This is a genomic window from Dellaglioa sp. CoH-57-MRSF-17 (assembly GCF_056782015.1).
On sequence record NZ_JBXAXY010000007.1, the window covers coordinates 43,852 to 62,421 of the forward strand.

Annotated in this window: 17 protein-coding genes and 3 tRNA genes; 3 read left to right on the forward strand and 17 right to left on the reverse strand. The window is 34.3% G+C overall.

Annotated features, from left to right (window positions below; translation table 11 throughout):
* Position 1 precedes the first annotated feature (1 nt).
* From AC1RPJ_RS06975 to AC1RPJ_RS07015, 9 genes are all read right to left on the reverse strand, one after another.
* Positions 2 to 388, reverse strand: a complete 387-nt coding sequence (locus AC1RPJ_RS06975; RefSeq protein WP_481761878.1) for an acetyl-CoA carboxylase biotin carboxyl carrier protein — start codon at positions 386 to 388, stop codon at positions 2 to 4.
* 15 nt (positions 389 to 403) lie between these two features.
* Positions 404 to 1,390 carry a beta-ketoacyl-ACP synthase III gene (locus AC1RPJ_RS06980; protein ID WP_481761877.1) on the reverse strand — a complete coding sequence of 329 codons (987 nt, stop codon included), beginning with the start codon at positions 1,388 to 1,390 and terminating at the stop codon, positions 404 to 406.
* Positions 1,391 to 1,569: 179 nt separating this feature from the next.
* Positions 1,570 to 1,654: transfer RNA gene (locus AC1RPJ_RS06985), tRNA-Leu, on the reverse strand.
* A 59-nt stretch (positions 1,655 to 1,713) separates the two neighbouring features.
* Positions 1,714 to 2,166, reverse strand: a complete 453-nt coding sequence (locus AC1RPJ_RS06990) for a SprT family protein (protein ID WP_481761876.1) — start codon at positions 2,164 to 2,166, stop codon at positions 1,714 to 1,716.
* Position 2,167: 1 nt separating this feature from the next.
* Entirely contained in the window at positions 2,168 to 4,342 is a 2,175-nt protein-coding gene (locus tag AC1RPJ_RS06995; RefSeq protein WP_481761875.1) for a Tex family protein, read from the reverse strand.
* 97 nt (positions 4,343 to 4,439) lie between these two features.
* Positions 4,440 to 4,880: a hypothetical protein gene (locus AC1RPJ_RS07000; RefSeq protein WP_481761874.1), complete on the reverse strand. Its 441-nt coding sequence runs from the start codon at positions 4,878 to 4,880 to the stop codon at positions 4,440 to 4,442.
* Between the two features lie 15 nt (positions 4,881 to 4,895).
* Positions 4,896 to 7,550: a cation-translocating P-type ATPase gene (locus AC1RPJ_RS07005; RefSeq protein WP_481761873.1), complete on the reverse strand. Its 2,655-nt coding sequence runs from the start codon at positions 7,548 to 7,550 to the stop codon at positions 4,896 to 4,898.
* Positions 7,551 to 7,752: 202 nt separating this feature from the next.
* Entirely contained in the window at positions 7,753 to 8,580 is an 828-nt protein-coding gene (gene nadE / locus AC1RPJ_RS07010; RefSeq protein ID WP_481761872.1) for an ammonia-dependent NAD(+) synthetase, read from the reverse strand.
* A gap of 12 nt (positions 8,581 to 8,592) precedes the next feature.
* Positions 8,593 to 10,056 (reverse strand): nicotinate phosphoribosyltransferase, encoded by a 1,464-nt coding sequence (locus AC1RPJ_RS07015; RefSeq protein WP_481761871.1) that lies wholly within the window; start codon positions 10,054 to 10,056, stop codon positions 8,593 to 8,595.
* 160 nt (positions 10,057 to 10,216) lie between these two features.
* Here AC1RPJ_RS07015 and AC1RPJ_RS07020 point away from each other — a divergent pair, with 160 nt between their 5' ends.
* A complete protein-coding gene (locus AC1RPJ_RS07020) occupies positions 10,217 to 10,963 on the forward strand; it encodes a WecB/TagA/CpsF family glycosyltransferase (RefSeq protein ID WP_481761870.1) in 747 nt (248 codons plus the stop codon).
* Between the two features lie 41 nt (positions 10,964 to 11,004).
* On the opposite strand, the gene AC1RPJ_RS07025 is transcribed toward AC1RPJ_RS07020, so the two are convergent.
* The 8 genes from AC1RPJ_RS07025 to AC1RPJ_RS07060 form a co-directional block, all read right to left on the reverse strand.
* Positions 11,005 to 12,234: a NupC/NupG family nucleoside CNT transporter gene (locus tag AC1RPJ_RS07025; RefSeq protein WP_481761869.1), complete on the reverse strand. Its 1,230-nt coding sequence runs from the start codon at positions 12,232 to 12,234 to the stop codon at positions 11,005 to 11,007.
* 154 nt (positions 12,235 to 12,388) lie between these two features.
* Positions 12,389 to 13,090 carry a GntR family transcriptional regulator gene (locus tag AC1RPJ_RS07030; RefSeq protein ID WP_481761868.1) on the reverse strand — a complete coding sequence of 234 codons (702 nt, stop codon included), beginning with the start codon at positions 13,088 to 13,090 and terminating at the stop codon, positions 12,389 to 12,391.
* Positions 13,091 to 13,115: 25 nt separating this feature from the next.
* Entirely contained in the window at positions 13,116 to 14,243 is a 1,128-nt protein-coding gene (gene nagA, locus AC1RPJ_RS07035) for an N-acetylglucosamine-6-phosphate deacetylase (RefSeq protein ID WP_481761914.1), read from the reverse strand.
* A gap of 73 nt (positions 14,244 to 14,316) precedes the next feature.
* On the reverse strand, positions 14,317 to 15,114 hold the full coding sequence (gene proC, locus AC1RPJ_RS07040) for a pyrroline-5-carboxylate reductase (RefSeq protein WP_481761867.1): 798 nt from the start codon (positions 15,112 to 15,114) through the stop codon (positions 14,317 to 14,319).
* 113 nt (positions 15,115 to 15,227) lie between these two features.
* Positions 15,228 to 15,299, reverse strand: a tRNA-Gln gene (locus AC1RPJ_RS07045).
* Positions 15,300 to 15,313: 14 nt separating this feature from the next.
* Positions 15,314 to 15,397, reverse strand: a tRNA-Tyr gene (locus tag AC1RPJ_RS07050).
* Positions 15,398 to 15,463: 66 nt separating this feature from the next.
* Positions 15,464 to 16,288: a metallophosphoesterase gene (locus AC1RPJ_RS07055; RefSeq protein ID WP_481761866.1), complete on the reverse strand. Its 825-nt coding sequence runs from the start codon at positions 16,286 to 16,288 to the stop codon at positions 15,464 to 15,466.
* A 60-nt stretch (positions 16,289 to 16,348) separates the two neighbouring features.
* Positions 16,349 to 17,806, reverse strand: coding sequence for a peptide MFS transporter (locus AC1RPJ_RS07060; protein WP_481761865.1), 1,458 nt, complete (start codon positions 17,804 to 17,806; stop codon positions 16,349 to 16,351).
* A 193-nt stretch (positions 17,807 to 17,999) separates the two neighbouring features.
* On the opposite strand from AC1RPJ_RS07060, the gene AC1RPJ_RS07065 reads away from it, so the two are divergent.
* Positions 18,000 to 18,215, forward strand: coding sequence for a transposase (locus AC1RPJ_RS07065; RefSeq protein ID WP_481761913.1), 216 nt, complete (start codon positions 18,000 to 18,002; stop codon positions 18,213 to 18,215).
* A gap of 117 nt (positions 18,216 to 18,332) precedes the next feature.
* Positions 18,333 to 18,437, forward strand: coding sequence for a hypothetical protein (locus AC1RPJ_RS07070; RefSeq protein WP_481762193.1), 105 nt, complete (start codon positions 18,333 to 18,335; stop codon positions 18,435 to 18,437).
* Positions 18,438 to 18,570: the final 133 nt, after the last annotated feature.

An 18,570-nucleotide genomic window follows, 5' to 3' on the forward strand; every position in this document is an offset into this window, starting at 1 on the left:
CCTATCCATCTATTCTAATTTTAAGTAACTCTTGATCAAATTCGACTAATTCACCATCATCTACTAGTTGTTCAAGTACGATACCTGTCACTGGCGATTGGATATCATTGTATAATTTCATACTTTCAATTTGAGCAATAACCTGCTTTTTAATAATTTTAGTCCCAATTGTTCCCATTTTATCAAAATGAACTAACCCAACAAGTGGGCTTTTAACGATAAAAATGGTGTCACTATCATCTTCTTGTATATTTGTTGCTACTTTTATTTTTTCGGCTGTTTTTTCTTGATCTACAACTACTTTAAAGTCACCATCTTCAATTTCAACATGAGAAAATGGCATTGTCGCAATTTTATCTAATAATTGATTAATTTCATTAAATTTCATTAATTTGCACACACCTTAAATTTTTATTAGTAAACTTCCATATGCTAAGCCAGCTCCAAATCCAGTTAATAAAACTGTACCACCCGTAAACCCTTGTTGAATTGCTTCATTTAGGGCCATTGGAATCCCGGCTGAAGATGTATTTCCGTGATGAATAACACTTGTTGCAAATTTTTCAATTGGCATCCCTAACTCATCAGCAATTGTTTCAATAATTCTTAAATTTGCTTGATGGCAAACAACCAAATCAATATCACTTGTTTTTAACTTATTATCTTTAAGTAATTGTTTCATCTGATTAGGCACAACTGTTGTAGCAAATTCAAACACATCTCGTCCCTCTTGGAAAAATGCATCTATTGTTGGATAATTATCTTCATTAACATCACTTAATGGTTCAATACGTCCACTATGAATAACATCCTTTTTTTGCCCATTTGTTTCTATTTTTTCAGCAATAAAGCTTTCATCCGCTGAATTATTTGAGGCTTCAAGAAGAGCACCACCTGCACCGTCTCCAAAAAATACAGCGCTTGTTCGATCCTTAAAATCCATCATTTTTGAGTTAACTTCTGCACTAATCACAATTGCCCGTTTGTATTGCCCTGTACGTAAAAACTTTTCTGCGGTACTCATAGCAAATATAAATCCCGCACAAGCAGCGCTAATATCGAAAGCAAAGGCGTTCATTGCGCCAATATTTCCTTGAACAATCGCAGCTGTCGATGGTGTTAAGGCGTCTGGCGAAATTGTGGAAATAATAATTAAATCAATATCTGTGGCTTCATACCCAGATTTAAGTAAAAGTTCATTTGCTACTTTTGTACTCAAATCTGATGTATTTTCATCAATTGCATAGTGTCGTGTTTTAATCCCAGTATGCGCCACTATCCATTCATCCGAGGTTGGCATAAATTTAGCTAATTCATTATTTGTCACAATTCGTTCCGGCACAAAATGTGCCATATTTTTTATTTTGACATAATTATTCAATTTACCCATTCTCCCAGTCGTTAAGTTTAATTCATTCTATTTTATCAATAATCGCAAAATTAAGACACCAAAATAATTAACGCTTAATAATTCTTTAATTTCATAATACGCCAGTATGGCAATCTTTCATTAAAAAAAGCACTAAACCCCATAGTAACAAGGTCGAGTGCTTTTAAGTAAAACTATTATGCGAGTAAATGGATTCGAACCATCACGGGATATTATCCCACCAGATCCTTAGTCTGACGCGTCTGCCAATTCCGCCATACTCGCAAGAACAATCATAATTGTAGCAAAAATTGTTCCTTGTTACAAGTCCCATTTAAAATAAATTAGTATTCCATTAAAATTAACTTACTTCGACACTTCGAGCAAACGTAGCGTGACAGGTTAATTTTTCTTTGTCGTTGATACTGTTGTCCACAATTAGAGCATTGATAGTGAATAACTCTTTTCTTTTTAGCCTGTTTTGGACCAAGAGGGGCAAACCGGCTACCACCTACAATTGTCAGTAGCTGTTTGAAATCATGATCACGATGTTGATAACCCTTTTTAGCAATATGCAGATGATAATGACATAATTCATGCTTGATAACACCTATTAAAATATCCTCACCATGTTCCGTCAGCATTTTAGGATTAATTTCAATATTATGGTCATTTAATCGATACCGTCCACCCGTCGTTCGTAGTCTTTTATTAAATGTTGCTTTGTGGATAAATGGCTGCTTAAAAAAAGTTGTGGATAAGTTTTGAACTAAAGCTGTTAATTCAAAATCAGTCATCTTATTTATCCGTTGGTCGTTTCATTGTTAACTGAACGCGATTACGTTTCAAATCAACTTCCATTACCCACACTGTAACTATGTCCCCAACCGCAACCACTTCACTTGGTTTCTTAACGAACTTATCTGTTAATTGTGAAATGTGGACAAGTCCATCTTGTTTAACACCAATATCTACAAACGCACCAAAATCAATTACGTTCCGAACGGTTCCTTGTAATGACATGCCGGGTTCTAAGTCCTCAATTGTTAACACATCGTGTCGTAGTAACGGTGCCGGCATATCGTCACGTAAATCACGGCCTGGTTTTTGTAAACTAGCTAGAATATCTGCTACTGTTTCCACACCACTACCCACAACTTGTGCCAAATTTTCAGCATTTGTCTGTGCTAATTGGTCATTTGTCTCAGTTTTACCCAAATTAGTTATTTTTATCCCCAATTCTTTCAACAAAATCTTTGTTAGTGGATAACTTTCAGGATGAATATCAGTATTATCTAAAATGTTATCCCCAGAAACAATACGTAAAAATCCAATTGCTTGTTCATAAGCTTTTGGTCCTAAGCGTGGTACTTTCTTAAGTTGTTGACGCTTCGTAAATTTACCATTTTCGTCACGATAAGTAACAACATTTTTAGCAATTGTTAAATTTAATCCAGAAATTTTTGTTAATAGCTCTGAACTAGCTGTATTTAAATTAACCCCAACTTTATTCACAGCATCTTCAATCACGACATCTAACTGTGCATCCAATTTTTTTTCAGCAACATCATGTTGATACTGACCGACTCCAACAGATTTAGGATCAATCTTAATTAATTCAGCCAAAGGATCTTGCAATCTACGGCCGATACTAATAGCAGAGCGTTCTTCAACGTGAAGTTCTGGGAATTCATCACGAGCTGCTTGACTAGCTGAATAAACCGATGCCCCAGCCTCATTTACAATGACATAAAAAATTGGCCGTTCGATTTCTTTTAAAATATCTGAAACAAATTGTTCAGATTCTCGACTTGCTGTTCCATTTCCAATTGCAATCATTTCAACTTGGTATTTTTCAAGGAACTGTTTAAATTGTCCAGCAGCTGCGGCACGTTTTTCACCATTTGCAGGTTTATGTGGATAAATTACCAATTTGTCTAAGAATTTACCTGTACCATCCACGATGGCTAACTTACAGCCTGTTCGATAGGCTGGATCAAAACCTAAAACAACTTTCCCTTTTAATGGTGCTTGCATAAGTAAATGGTATAAGTTATCCCCAAACACATTAATAGCTTGTTCTTCAGCAACCTCTGTCATACCTTTACGAATTTCACGCTCAATTGATGGTTTAATAAAGCGTTTATAACTATCTTGATACGCATTTTCAATGATTGGTACAGCGTCACCACTATTTTTCCCAATAATTCTAAAATGCATAAATGTCATAATTGCTTGTTCTGGTACAACAACGGAAGCTTTTAAGATTCCCTCTTTTTCACCACGATTAATTGCCAGTACACGATGCGGAACGACTGATTTTAAAGATTCACTAAACTCATAGTAATCACGATAAATACCTTTTTCGTCTTTTTCTTCAGCTTTAACTTTTGCTTCAAACAAACTATCTTTTTGAGTTACTTTACGAATCCACTCACGATATTCGGCACTTTCACCAAATGCTTCAGCTAAAATTTCATGTACCCCAGCAAAAACGTCTTCTTCAGTTAAAATTTCAGCATCAACATTAATAAATGTGCTTGCTTTCTGATTAATTTCAGCTGCTGTTTGGGGGAATGTCAACAACCATTTGGCAAATGGTTCTAATCCAGCCTCTTTGGCAATAGTGGCCTTAGTACGACGTTTTTGTTTAAAAGGTAAATAATAATCTTCAATCTGTTGCAATTTTTTTGCTAAACTAATTTTATTTTTTAAAGCTTCTGTTAAATTACCTTGTTCTTCAATTATGTGGATAACTTCTGCTTTACGTTTTTCTAAACTCTCAACATGTTTATAAGTTGTCTCAATTTCACGAATTTGAACTTCGTCTAAACTATCTGTTCTTTCTTTTCGATATCGTGCAATAAATGGAACAGTATTTCCTTCATCAAGCATCCCTAAAACTGCGTTAATTTGTTTTTCTCGATACTGATTTAGCTCTTTTAATACTAACGGCATAATGTTTTTTTCCATGATAACGACCTCAATTCGAATATTTTTTGTTCATAAAAAAGAGACTAATAATAGGCGTCAGTACAACCATTCCTAATATCAATCTCTTTAATTAAATTTAACCTAAAATTTGTTGCATGATACGTTGCATCATATCAGTTGTTTGCGTCATTCCTTTATCTTGTTTTTCTTCTGAAGCTTTAAATGCATCAACCTCGACAAGATGTTTCTCAACATTAATACTACTTGTCATCTCATCGCAACCTTCAACAAAAGTACGATAACCACTAATTAATTTTTTATGTTTTCCCAAAACAGGAATGGGTACTTGTAAATCATCTAATTTGCTTAAATTTTCTTGGTAACTTGCTGTACCTTCAACAAATTTTTCTTTAGTAGTTGTGAATTCATCATCTGAAACAATAGAAAAGTCACCTGCAGTAATGGCTTTTTCCATTACTTCGTAATGATCATTTAAAGAATTACCCATTTCTTCAGTTGCTTGCGCAACATCATTTAACGCATTGATATAATAATTTACATTAACTCTTTTTTTCAAGATATAAACTTCCTTTTATTTATTTTTTCTGAATAATCGTTGGCCAAGCTTCACAATTTCAACAATCACAATAATTGAGAATGATCCCGCTAAAACAATACCCCATTGATACATATCTAAATGGCTAACATGGAACATTTTATTTAATCCGGGGATTAAAATAGTTGCTGCGAGCAACGCAAATGATGCCAAAATTGACCAATTAAACGTCACATTTTTAAAGATATTACGGTTGAAGATTGACCCATGGATTGATTTAACATTGAATGCATGGAATAACTGAATTAATCCTAATGTTGCAAAAGCCATTGTTAAAGCATCTGCATGAATTAATTTATCACCCATATGAACAGGATACGTTAAAGCCAACCAATAAACAAATAATGTTATAGCCCCTTCTAAGATACCTTGATAAATAATACTTGGCATCACACCACCAGAGAAGAAGTTTGATTTACGTCCACGTGGTTTTTGATCCATCAATCCTTTTTCAGCAGGTTCTACACCAAGTGCAATTGCGGGAAATGTATCTGTTACCAAGTTAATCCACAAAATATGGACTGGTGCCAAAATACTCCAACCCATCATTGTCATAACAAACAAGGTTAATACTTCACCTAAGTTTGCAGAAAGTAAATATTGAATTGATTTTTGAATATTAGAAAAGACTTTTCGTCCTTCCTTAACAGCAAAAACAATTGTCGCAAAATTATCATCAGCGAGAACCATATCTGAAGCACCTTTAGATACTTCAGTTCCTGTAATACCCATCCCAATTCCAATATCAGCCGATTTCAAAGCTGGCGCATCGTTCACACCATCACCAGTCATAGCAACCACTTGATTCTTTTTCTGCCATGCTTTAACAATTCGCACTTTATGTTCAGGCGATACCCTTGCATATACAGAATATTGTTCAACCTTATTTTCAAATTCTGAGTCTGATAAATCATCTAATTCAGAACCAGAAATAATTGCTTCATGTTGTCCAGCTTCAACAATTCCTAATCGAACTGCAATAGCTTCGGCAGTATCGCGATGATCGCCTGTAATCATCAAAGGACGGATCCCGGCTTTCTTAGCTTCGCTAACTGCAGCAGCAGCTTCTGGTCGCTCTGGATCAATCATTCCAACTAATCCAGCAAAAATCAAATCATTTTCCACAGTTTCTGAATCTAATACCGCTGGAATTGCAGGCATTTCACGATACGCGAATGCTAACACGCGTAATGCTTGCGTTGCCATATCATGATTATTAGTCATAATATAATCTAGCTGTGCATCAGTTATCGGTTTAATTTCGCCATTTTCAATATAACGTGTTACCCGTTTTAATAGTTGATCGGGAGCACCCTTAACAGCAACAAAAAAAGATTTATCCTCATTTTTTTGAATTGTTGACATCAATTTACGTTCTGAATCAAATGGAACTTCAGCAACTCGAGGTTCACTGCTTAATAATGCATCCACATCTAATCCATGATCTAAATGATATTGAATTAGAGCCGTCTCTGTTGGGTCACCAATTAAATTGCCCTCAGATGTTTGTTTTGTGTCATTACTGAAAGACATCACCTGGTATAGTGGACTTTCTAAATTTGTTTCCACCTTATCGGCATCTAATAACTCATTATTTATAAATATTTTTTCAACAGTCATTTGATTTAACGTTAATGTACCCGTCTTATCTGATGCAATAATGTCAGTACTACCAAGTGTTTCAACTGCTGGTAATTTTCTAACAATCGCATTTCTTTTTGCCATCTTTTGTGTTCCAAGTGCTAAAATAATTGTAACAATAGCTGGTAATCCTTCTGGAATTGCAGCTACAGCTAATGAAATCGCAATTAACAACATATCAATGACACTATTATCTCCATTTTGTAGACCAACGAAGAAAACAATAACAGCAATAATTAATATTAAAATAGTTAATGTTTTACCTAATTGGTTAAGATTATCTTGTAGTGGTGTTTTCATTTCATCGGCAGAATTGAGCATTCCTGCAATACGTCCAACTTCAGTGTTCATCCCTGTTCCAACAACGATTCCTTCACCACGCCCATAAGTTACATTACTATTCATAAACGCCATATTATGGCGATCGCCAATACCAGCATCTTCATCATTTAATAAATTTAAACTTTTATCAACAGGTACTGATTCACCAGTTAAAGCAGATTCTTCAATTTTAAGAGAAGCAATCTGTGTTAAACGTAAATCTGCTGGAATAACATCCCCTGCTTCAAGTAAAACAATATCTCCAGGTACTAAATTTTCACTTTTTACAGTTTCAATTTGCCCATTTCGTTTTACATTTGCGTTAGGTGTCGACATTTCTTTTAACGCATTAATTGCCTCTTCAGCCTTAGATTCTTGAAAAACACCGAATACAGCGTTTAAAACAACAACTAACATGATGATAATTGCGTCCACAACTTCACCTGATGATGCCGCAATTAACGCAGCCACAATTAAAACGATTATCATGAAATCTTTAAACTGATCAAAGAATTTTTGTAATATTGTTTTACGTTTACCTTCTGACAACTGATTCAATCCATACTTGTCTGTTCTTTCTTTAACCTCTTGGGTTGTTAACCCTGCCAAATCTGTCTTTTGGCCTGCTAAAACTTCGTCAACTGATTGTGCGTAAATCCTTTTTGTCATAGTAATCCTCCTTATAATAGTTTCACAAAATACAAAAAAAGACCTATGTATGTTGCAGAACTTTAAACATACATAAGTCTCACTATTTAAGGCAATACCAGAAAAAGAACTTTCTTGTTGGTGACATTGCCGCGGATAACCGCCAGTTACTCCCCTATGATTTCTTTAATTATAACTGAAATGAAACAGCTTACGCAACTATTTACTTCCAAAAAGAATCATAAACAGTAATTGGCAGATGTCGTTTGTGTTCTGTCTTTAAATACCAATTTTCAATTTTATCACTAATTTCTTTTGAAACTACCTTTCCTTCAAGATAATCATCAATATTATCGTAAGTAACTCCTAAGGCAACTTCATCAGGTAGCGCTGGACGGTCTTCTTCCAAATCGGCTGTTGGTACTTTTAAATACAGATGTTCCGGCGCATTTAACGAAGCTAACATCTCTCTACCTTGGCGCTTATTCAAACGCCAAAGTGGTGTAATATCAGCACCTCCGTCACCATATTTAGTATAAAATCCAGTAATTGCTTCTGCAGCATGGTCAGTTCCCACAACCGCACCTGACTTTGCCCCGGCAATCCCATATTGAGCAATCATGCGCTGACGAGCTTTGATATTACCTTTATTAAAATCAGAAATTTCAAGATTGTTTGCCATTAAGCTTATTACCATTTCATCGGTAGCACCTTTAATGTCTACACGAACCACTTGATCTGCCTGCATAAATTTTATAGCATCTAATGCATCAGATTCATCGGATTGATTGCCGTATGGTAGTCGAACTGCAATAAATTGATAATTGCTATCACCGGTTTCTTCACGTAACTCACGAATAGCCTGTTGTGCTAAATACCCAGCAAGTGTTGAATCTTGTCCACCAGAAATTCCTAAAACTAAAGATTTTAAAAATGGATGTTTCAATAAATAAGCTTTCATAAAATCAATACTCATACGAATTTCTTCTGCAATATTTACACTTGATTTCACTTTCAAAGTTTCAATAATTTTCTTTTGTAAGTCAGTCAAGATTAACACCCCTTATTTAATATTATTCATATTATTTCTAATTTTTTGGATGATAGCCATCTTATTATCATAAGCTTTTTGTGATAAATCGACAGGGTAATCTTGTGGATTTAATTCACGTTTATATTCTTCCCATAACCCATCTAACTGAATTCTTGAATACTCTCTAATAGCATCCAATTCTGGCTGATTATAAACCAGTTCACCTTCAACAAATATATCTTGTAAAATTGGTCGTGCATTATAGTTAGTTACCAACTTATTAATATAGGTATACTGCTGATGGAACATATAAAGTGAGTCTTGTTTCTGAGGTTCCTCATCCGATAGTGCAATGTAATCTCCTTCAGTTTTACCATCAACTTTATTAGTAATACGCCATACTTGTTTCTTACCTGGTGTTGATACTTTTTCTGCATTATTACTGAGTTTAATTGTATCAACCATTTTACCATCGCCACCTTCAATGGCTACTAATTTATAAACTGCACCTAAGGCGGGTTGATCATAGGCAGTTATTAGTTTAGTTCCAACGCCCCAGACGTCAATTTTAGCTCCTTGCATTTTTAAATTAGTAATTGTTTTTTCATCTAAGTCATTTGAGGCATAAATTTTAGCTTCTGTAAATCCAGCTTCATCTAATTGTTCACGAACGCGTTTCGAAATGTAAGCCATATCCCCACTATCAATTCGTACGCCGGCAAAATTAATCTTATCACCTAACTCTTTAGCAACTTTAATTGCACTTGGCACACCACTTTTTAACGTATCGTATGTATCAACTAAAAAGACACAATCACGATGCGTTGTTCCGTAAGCCATAAAAGCATCATAGTCATCTCTGTATGCTTGAACTAATGAATGCGCATGCGTTCCACTGATAGGAATACCAAATATTTTACCTGCTCGGACATTACTAGTTGCATCAAATCCACCAATATAAGCTGCACGTGTTCCCCAAATAGCTGCATCAAATTCTTGTGCTCGTCTTGTACCAAATTCTAACACACCATCATCTCCGGCTACAGCTTTGATACGAGCTGATTTTGTTGCAATCAATGTTTGATAATTAATGATGTTAAGTAATGCCGTTTCTACTAATTGACAGTCTGCTAAAGGACCTTCTATTTGGACAATGGGTTCGCCGTTAAAAACAACTTCCCCTTCAACAGCTGACCTGATTGTGCCACGAAAATGAAAATCTTTTAAATAGGCAAGAAAATCATCTGGATATCCTGCCACTTCTCTTAAATACGCAATGTCTGTCTCTGAAAATTTTAAATTTTGAATATAATTAATAGCTCGTTCTAAGCCTGCAAAAATCGCATAGCCATTAGAAAATGGTAAATTTCTGAAGAAAACTTCAAATACAGCATTTTGATTATGAATATTTTTTTCCCAGTAAGTTTGGATCATATTAATCTGATAAACGTCCGTATGTAACGTATAGCTATCATCTGGGTAATTTTTTACCATGATGTTTCTCCTTTAAAATGAATGCACTACTAGAATTTTTTCCAGCACACAAATTATAATCTACATTTTACCATTTTTTCCGTAATCCGTCATATTCAATACTTATTTTAAATTTATCTTCTGTTATAATGAGACAAAGTTTAAAAAGTGAGGACATATTATGCCAAATAAATTTAAAAAAACAAAAATATTAGATATCGAATTTATTAATACAACTAATGACGCTTTTTTAACTCAGATAGCGACTGATTCGATAGCTCATCTAAATCGATTTATCGTGACAGCCAACCCAGAAATTGTTCTATTTGCACGACAACACCCAGATTATAAAAAGATTCTTAACCAAGCTGACTACGTTACACCAGATGGTATTGGTATTATCAAAGGCGCAGCAATTTTAGGGACTCCAATGCCCGAACGAATCACTGGCTATGATACTTTAATGAGCCTGCTTAAATGGGCTAATAGTCATCAAAAATCAATATACCTAGTTGGTGCAGCCGAAACGGTCATCCAAAAAGTTGCCAAAACGATTAAGTCTGATTATCCAAACATTAATTTAGTCGGATTTCATAATGGTTATTTCAAAAATGATCAGGATATTGTAAGTAACATTAAAATATCTCAGCCTGATTTTGTTTTTGTTGCAACAGGTTTTCCAAATCAGGAGGAATTTATTCAGCGTAATCGCCAAGTGTCTGATAGTATCTGGATGGGTGTTGGTGGTAGTTTCGACGTTCTAGCGGGTACTGTGAATCGTGCGCCACAATTTTGGCAAAATCATCATATTGAGTGGCTTTATCGTTTATTCCAAGAACCGACTCGTTTTATTCGAATGCTAGCTATTCCACGTTACTTATTACTAATATACAAAGAAAAATTTAGAGGACATAAAAAAAAGAACTAAGAAATTAAAAATTTCTTAGTTCTTTTTTACATATTGTTATATTACCAAACGAAAACGCCAACCATACCCGCTGATAATAATGAAACTAGAATACCAGATAATAGCATGTAACCAACGTTTCTTGCGATAACATCATTTTTTTCTTTATCCACAATTCCTTTGAAACAACCAATAATCATTCCAATTGTTGAAAAGTTTGCAAACGATGTAACAAAAACAGTTAAAACAGCTTTGTAATGAGGTGCAAATGAGTTAATCGTACTTGATACTTGTCCCATAACAACAAATTCATTTGTTACTAATTTTGTACCCATGTAACGTGCTAATTCGAAAGCATCTGAAGGATTGAATCCCATTAACCAAGCAAATGGGAACATAATAATACCTAAAATATTTTCAAGTGATAAATTTGGATTAACTAATCCAAGAATATTATCAATCAAGGCTGCTAAAGCAACGAAAGCAATAACATTTGCTGCAATAATCAAGACTAACTTACCAGCACCCAAAATTGAATCACCCAAGAAAGCGAAAAAGGGTTCTCTTTTATTATCTGATTCAGAAGTTTCTAAATCATTTGAGTTACTACCTGTCATTTCAGCAATAGTATCTTCTTCTTCTGTTACTTCAACTGGATTTAAAATACTTGTTATAATAATAGCATTAATAATATTAATTGGAACAGCTGTTAAGATATATTGACCTGGCATCATTGTTGTATAAGCACCAATGATTGAAGCCGTCACACAGCTCATTGACATCATTGCCAAAGTTAAGTTCCGTTCTGATTTCATTAGTTTCAACTGAAGGCTTGAAACAGCTAATGCTTCAGTATTTCCCAAAAACATCATTTCTACTGAGAAAAATGATTCAAATTTTGGTTGGCCTGTAATTTTTGATAACCCACGGCCAATCCACTTAATAATAAATGGAAGAACGCCAATGTACGTTAAAATATCAAACAATGGCACAATCATAATAACTGGTAATAGAACACTCATGAAAAATCCCATATCAGTTACTTTAGGCATAGCGGGTACCATAAATTGAATACCTTGATATGCGGCCTGCATTAGCCAATTAAACCCATTAGCCGCGCCTTCTACAAGATCACGTCCTAATGAGAATTTTGTTAAGAACCAAGCTAAAAATAAATTAATAACGACCATAATTGCGATTGATTTCCAATTGACTTCTCTCTTTTTCTTGGAAAACGCAAATGCAACTAAAATAAAAATGGCAACACCGAAAATATTAACTAATAAATACATATCTTAAAACCCCTTCAGATAATTTATTTTTTGCTCTTAAATAATATAGCGTTATCTCAAATTGATGTCAATCGAACAGATTTCTCAAAAAAAAAATTACTCTATCTCATCCATTGATATGGTTGAAAGAGAGCAATTAATAATTTCTTAAACTTTATTTTTCTAGATAAAATTCAAAGCGATTCCCTACATATTGTGTCCGAACATATTCAAAAGGTTCACCATTTTTCAAAAAGCTAACTTGACGAAGCCTCAAAATCGCTTCACCACGCTTGATTGATAGATAATCCGCTATGCTTTCAGCAGCTGACATAGCAGACACTGTCTGTTGTGCCCCTCCCAATGTTAAATTGGCTTTTTCTTCCAATGTTCGATATAAAGAGCTCGTAATTTCAGTTTTACTATAACCCTCAACTAATTTATTAGGAACCGTAGCAACTTCAAAACAAATCGGTAAACCATCAGCATAACGAATTCGTTCCATTCGTAAGACTAGTTCGCCATCGATCAATTGTAACTTTTCAATTTCACTTAATGAAGGCGTTGTAACATGATAAGTGATCGTCTTACTTGAAGCCACTTTTCCCTGTTCAGCCATTAGGTCAGTAAAACTAGTCACACCTGACATCTTTTCTTGAACCTTCTTACGAGCAACGTAGGTTCCATCACCAACATGACGTTCTAGAATACCTTCATCTACCAAGGTTTGAATTGCCTGTCTAAGCGTCATTCTGCTGACACCAAATACAACAGCAAGTTCACGTTCAGCCGGAATACGATTGCCAACTTCCCATTCACCAGATTCAATTGTTTTTTTCATTTCATTATGAATTTGAATATATATGGGAGATCCCATTAACAATTACCTTCCTAACCTTTTATTAAAATTTACGTCCAAAGCTATATGTGCTTTCTAGTTGCATGTTAGCATCAAATAAGTTCATATCAGCATCTTTTCCGATTTCAATAGCACCTTTTGATGTTAAATTGAATTCCCTAGCTTGATTGACAGAACTCATCAATACAGCTTCTTCGATACCACAACCAGTAAATTTCATAATATTTTTAAATGCATCTTGATATTGTAAAACAGAGCCTGCTAAATTACCAGATTCTAATCTTGCTTGTTTGTCTTTAACAATAACTTTTTGCCCGCCAAGTTCGCTTAAGCCTTCAGGCATTCCTTTAGCACGCATCGAGTCAGTAATTAATTCAATACGTTTAGGTCCTTTTAAATCATAGGCTAGTTTAATCATATCTGGCACAATATGAAAACCATCAGCAATAATTTCTGTATAAATATTATCCTCTAAAAATGCATGTCCAGTTACACCTGGTTCACGATGCTTAAATTCGCGTTGTGCATTGTATAAATGAGTGACATGACTTGCTCGAGAATGTTTCATTTCTTCGCGAGTAGCGTTACTATGGCCCACTGAAGGTACGATACCATTCTTGATACAATACTCTTCAAATTCAGGTGACGTTTTATGTTCCGGTGCATAAGTCACTAATTTGATCATATGTCCTGATAATTCATTCCATTTATCAAATAACTTTGTATCAGGTGCCTCAATATATTTTTCAGGCTGTGCGCCTTTAAAAACAGGAGAAATAAATGGTCCTTCAAGATGAATTCCTTGAATAACAGGGTTCACTTCAGCGGCTTTTTTGATACCAACCATAGCATTAGCAATATTTTCATGTGATTGGGTCATTGTCGTTGCGAAATAAGTCGTAACACCTTCGTGAATCATATCGGTAACCATTTCATTAATTTGTTTAGAATCACCATCCATAGCATCAAAACTATATCCACCATGGCTGTGAACGTCAATAAATCCAGGAACAATAATTTTCCCTTCTACATCTCTAACCTCATCAGAGGCTAAAGCTTTGTATTCGCTCATTGGCCCCATTGCACTAATTTGTTTATCAAATCGAATATATGCATCTTCAATTTTTTCTGAACCCGTGTAGATAACTGCATGTTTTAAAACAATACTCATCTTATCCGCCATCCCTTCAATTTATAAACTTAGTATAATCGGTATAGACCAAAAAAACAAGGTCATATCAAATTTAGTTTTTGTCTTTAGCCACAGTTGCATCAACTGCTTTAATAATAGAATTCATAAATCCAGCCTCTTCCATTGCAAGCAATCCAGCAATAGTTGTGCCACCCGGAGATGAAACCTCATCAATTAATTTCCATGGCACTTCATCAGTAGCTAAGACCTTTTTTGCACTGCCTAGTACAGCTTGAGCAGCAATCTTAGTTGCTTTATCTTTTGGTAAGCCATATTTAACGCCTGCACGTGCAAGCGTATCAATAAATAAGTAAATAAATGCTGGTGAGCTACCAGCAAGAGCAACAAACGTGCTAAAATCGCGTTCAGCAATCTCCATCGTTTCACCAATAGTATCAAATAAATCAGTACCTTGTTTCATTTGTTTATCTGTCAAAATATCATTACCGACTAACGCAGTCATACTTTCGGAAACCGTTGCGTTAACATTTGGCATTGTTCTTAAAATACCAACTGAATGATTATCTAATTCTAATTCAATTTCAGAGATTGAAACACCTGATACAATAGAAATTAGCATAGGTTTGTATTCCTTCACTGACTCTTTAATTTCTGCTAAAACCATACCTAAGACAATTGGTTTAACAGCAAGAAAAACAACGTCAGCCTCACTAACCACCTGAGCATTGCTACCTAACGCTGTAAAGCCATTAGCTTCAGCATAAGGTACATAGCTGGACTCTCTTGCACTGTGTACCAAAATTTCTTTTGGCGCGATAAATTCTGCTTCTACTAAACCTTCAATAATTGCTCGAGCCATATTACCAGCTCCAATAAATCCAATTTTCATAGTTTCCTCATTTCAATTATTATATTTAATTACTATCTCCATCATACCGCAAAAAAAAATAAAATAACAAATAAAACAAAAAAGCAGATACCTAAGTATCTGCTTTTAGCTAGTTGGGTTAGATGGATTCGAACCATCGCATGACAGGATCAAAACCTGTTGCCTTACCGCTTGGCTATAACCCAATATTATAAAATAATGGTGGAAGAGAGTGGATTCGAACCACCGAACCCGAAGGAGCGGATTTACAGTCCGCCGCGTTTAGCCTCTTCGCTACTCTTCCATATCAGCTTTATCCGACTTAACTATCATACAAATAAATGGATTAAAAATCAAGCTTTTTTTTCAATTATTTTAAATTAATTATTTGTAACGTAAATTTCCACTCATCGAAGAACGTATTTTTCGTCCATTCGTTATATTTTTTCCGCCCATATCCCACTGGCTTCGTATAATACGTCGTTTCATTAATTTGAATAGGATCATGTTTGATATGGAGGTGCCCAAATAAAACTTTTTCTACTTTATAGTATTCTAACAGATCTCCCATCTTTTGACTACCTAACATGCCGTTTGCAACGTTCCAGAAACGATTATCATTATTAATTTTAATATACAATTCATTAGGTACAAAATGAGTCATAAATATTATTTTTTTATTTAATTGTTTCGCATCACTCAATAATTTTTCAGTTTGTCTTAAACTTAATTTAAATCTCTCGACATCTGGCATTGGTTGAACAATTTTACGATCGATCCAATAGTTTGTTTTCCAATGTAGCATTTCTTTATCAGACCGTTTTAGCTGTTTTGAGTAACTGTAATCGTACCATCCATTATTACCTATAATACGCCATTCAGTGCCGGAGATATCCAAATATTGATTATGGAGATAAGAATCATTCACTACACTTTCTAGCTCATCAAATGTTATATTTTTAACCATGTCATGGTTACCTGCAATAAATAAGACAACAATTTTATTATTTAACTTTCTTTTCAGTCTAATAATATAATCAATCGTTTTATTAAAATCATTAAATAAATCTCCTGTAATAAGATAATACTCAATATTTTTCGCTAATAGATAATTTACTTGTTCATCAATAATTATATCCACATCAACTTTATTAATATCAAAGTGATTATCACTACTAGTTGCAATAATTGTCATGTTTCCCTCCAAAAAAAGATATGTTAATTAAAATTAACATATCTTTCATTAAAAATCTATTTAATTAACGCCTTCCATTAATTTATGAATTCTTGGAATAAAGAAACTCAACATAATACCAAAGGCAACAGTAATTCCACCAACTACAGCAAAGTACATTGATTCAGTAGCGGGTGTGTATAACCGAACAATTTGTGAATTCAATGCTTGAGCAACAGCATCACTCAAGAACCAAACACTCATCATTTGAGATTGAAAACTTTTTGGTGCAAGTTTAGTAGTAATTGATAAGCCAACTGGAGAAACCAAAACTTCACCAAGCATAACCATCATCCAACTTGCAACTAACCATAATGGGCCAACTTTAGTATCTGTTCCAAAAAGAACACCAGGGAGCATCATCCAAAGGAAAGATGCTCCAGCAAATACTAGACCAATTGAAAATTTAGCTGGAGAACTAGGTTGTTTCGATCCTAATTTAACCCATAACCAAGCAAATATTGGAACATAGATTAATATGAATAACGGATTCATACTTTGAAAGAAACTAGCTGGGAAAGTGAACCCAAAAGCACTTAACTGCGTTCTAGTTGACGCAAACATTGCTAAAACAACTGAACCTTGTTCTTCAATTGACCAGAATAAGATACTGGCAATAAATAACGGAATATACGCTGTAAGTCTTGATCGTTCAATTTTTGTTGTTTTCTTACTTGTTAACATCATTGTAAAGTAATAGACAGGGATGATAACTGCAAGAATTGTGATTAAAAGAATGACATTCGTAATATTTAATGATTTAAATAGGAACATGATAACTAAAATTAAAGCTAAAGCTATAACACCGATTGAAGATTTTTTAAGAATAGTTGATAATTCGTTAGGTTGAATAGGGTCATTAGGATATAAACTATCTTTTGTTAAATATTTTCTTCCGTCAAAGTAATATTGAACTAAGCCGAAAAACATCCCAATAGCTGCTAATGAGAATCCAACGTGGTAATTATATTCTTGACCAACCCATCCAACTAGCAACGGTGCAATCAAAGCACCAATATTAATCCCAGATACAAAGATACTGAAACCAGAATCACGTCTTGGATCCTTACTATTGTATAATCCACCAACCATTTCAGAAACATTAGGTTTTAACAACCCTGTTCCCAATACGATTAACGCGATAGATATGAATAAAGCAACTGATTTAAAGGGTGTTGCAAGAACAATATGTCCTAGCATTATTAGTATTCCACCAATAAACACTGTTTTTCTACTACCCCAAAGGCGATCACTAACGAAACCTCCAATGACACCTGATAAATAAATTAATGATCCATAAATGGACATAATTGACATGGCTGTAGCTTGATTATAACCAAGCCCATCCACTTCTGAAATCATATAGTATAAAAGAATTGCTCGCATTCCGTAATAACTGAATCGCTCCCACATTTCTGTAAAAAATAGTGTTGATAATCCTCTAGGATGACCAAAAAAGGCCGTATCTTTATTTTTCATGGACTTCCTCCGATATAAATCTAGTATATGTATTTTAATGCATTACACATTATACAATGTATATATATCAATAGTCAAATCAAATTTTTACTTATATCTCATCATTTACTACTTGTTTTATCATTTAACGTCTTTCTAATATGTGAAAAATTTTATATCCATTATTAAGTAATAGTGTAACAAAAAATGCTCTATAGTATCTGCTATTTTTGCTAGAACAATCTATCAAGTGACTAAGTATTTTATCCGGTTCATTTTAGAAGCACGCGAAAACGTTAAAGTAATCGTTACTTATATAAACTATACGTATCCCAAGTTTACGAGAACTTTGTTATTCCCGAACGCCATAGTTGTTTACGATCAATTTCACATTTACAATGCACTTATGCATGCATTTAATAAAACTTGAATTCAATTTTTTAAAAAAATTGTTTACTCATTTTAATTTAACATGAAGACTATGTGAAAAACGCTATTAACTATCCTTATTCTAATAGCCTACTTGAAGGAAGGGACTAACAATAAATTGAAAATTATTAAACGTAATGCCTACGGATTTAGTGATTTTAGGAACCGTGTTTCCTTTGTAATGAGAAATAAAACTATAAAAAAAGGTGTTGTCACTTTGTGACAACACCTTTTTTTATATTCAGCAACGGTCGTAAAATTTTATTGTTTTATTTTTAATAGCATGGCAACGTCCTACCCTCGCAGGGGGCGACCCCCAACTACTCTTGGCGCTAAGAAGCTTAACTTCTGTGTTC

Coding starts and splice junctions, on each gene's coding strand:
- AC1RPJ_RS06975 (WP_481761878.1), bottom strand. CDS start 388: ATGAAATTTAATGAAATTAATCAATTATTAGATAAAATTGCGACAATG.
- AC1RPJ_RS06980 (WP_481761877.1), bottom strand. CDS start 1,390: ATGGGTAAATTGAATAATTATGTCAAAATAAAAAATATGGCACATTTT.
- AC1RPJ_RS06990 (WP_481761876.1), bottom strand. CDS start 2,166: ATGACTGATTTTGAATTAACAGCTTTAGTTCAAAACTTATCCACAACT.
- AC1RPJ_RS06995 (WP_481761875.1), bottom strand. CDS start 4,342: ATGGAAAAAAACATTATGCCGTTAGTATTAAAAGAGCTAAATCAGTAT.
- AC1RPJ_RS07005 (WP_481761873.1), bottom strand. CDS start 7,550: ATGACAAAAAGGATTTACGCACAATCAGTTGACGAAGTTTTAGCAGGC.
- AC1RPJ_RS07015 (WP_481761871.1), bottom strand. CDS start 10,056: ATGGTAAAAAATTACCCAGATGATAGCTATACGTTACATACGGACGTT.
- AC1RPJ_RS07020 (WP_481761870.1), top strand. CDS start 10,217: ATGCCAAATAAATTTAAAAAAACAAAAATATTAGATATCGAATTTATT.
- AC1RPJ_RS07025 (WP_481761869.1), bottom strand. CDS start 12,234: ATGTATTTATTAGTTAATATTTTCGGTGTTGCCATTTTTATTTTAGTT.
- AC1RPJ_RS07030 (WP_481761868.1), bottom strand. CDS start 13,090: ATGGGATCTCCCATATATATTCAAATTCATAATGAAATGAAAAAAACA.
- nagA (WP_481761914.1), bottom strand. CDS start 14,243: ATGAGTATTGTTTTAAAACATGCAGTTATCTACACGGGTTCAGAAAAA.
- proC (WP_481761867.1), bottom strand. CDS start 15,114: ATGAAAATTGGATTTATTGGAGCTGGTAATATGGCTCGAGCAATTATT.
- AC1RPJ_RS07055 (WP_481761866.1), bottom strand. CDS start 16,288: ATGACAATTATTGCAACTAGTAGTGATAATCACTTTGATATTAATAAA.
- AC1RPJ_RS07060 (WP_481761865.1), bottom strand. CDS start 17,806: ATGAAAAATAAAGATACGGCCTTTTTTGGTCATCCTAGAGGATTATCA.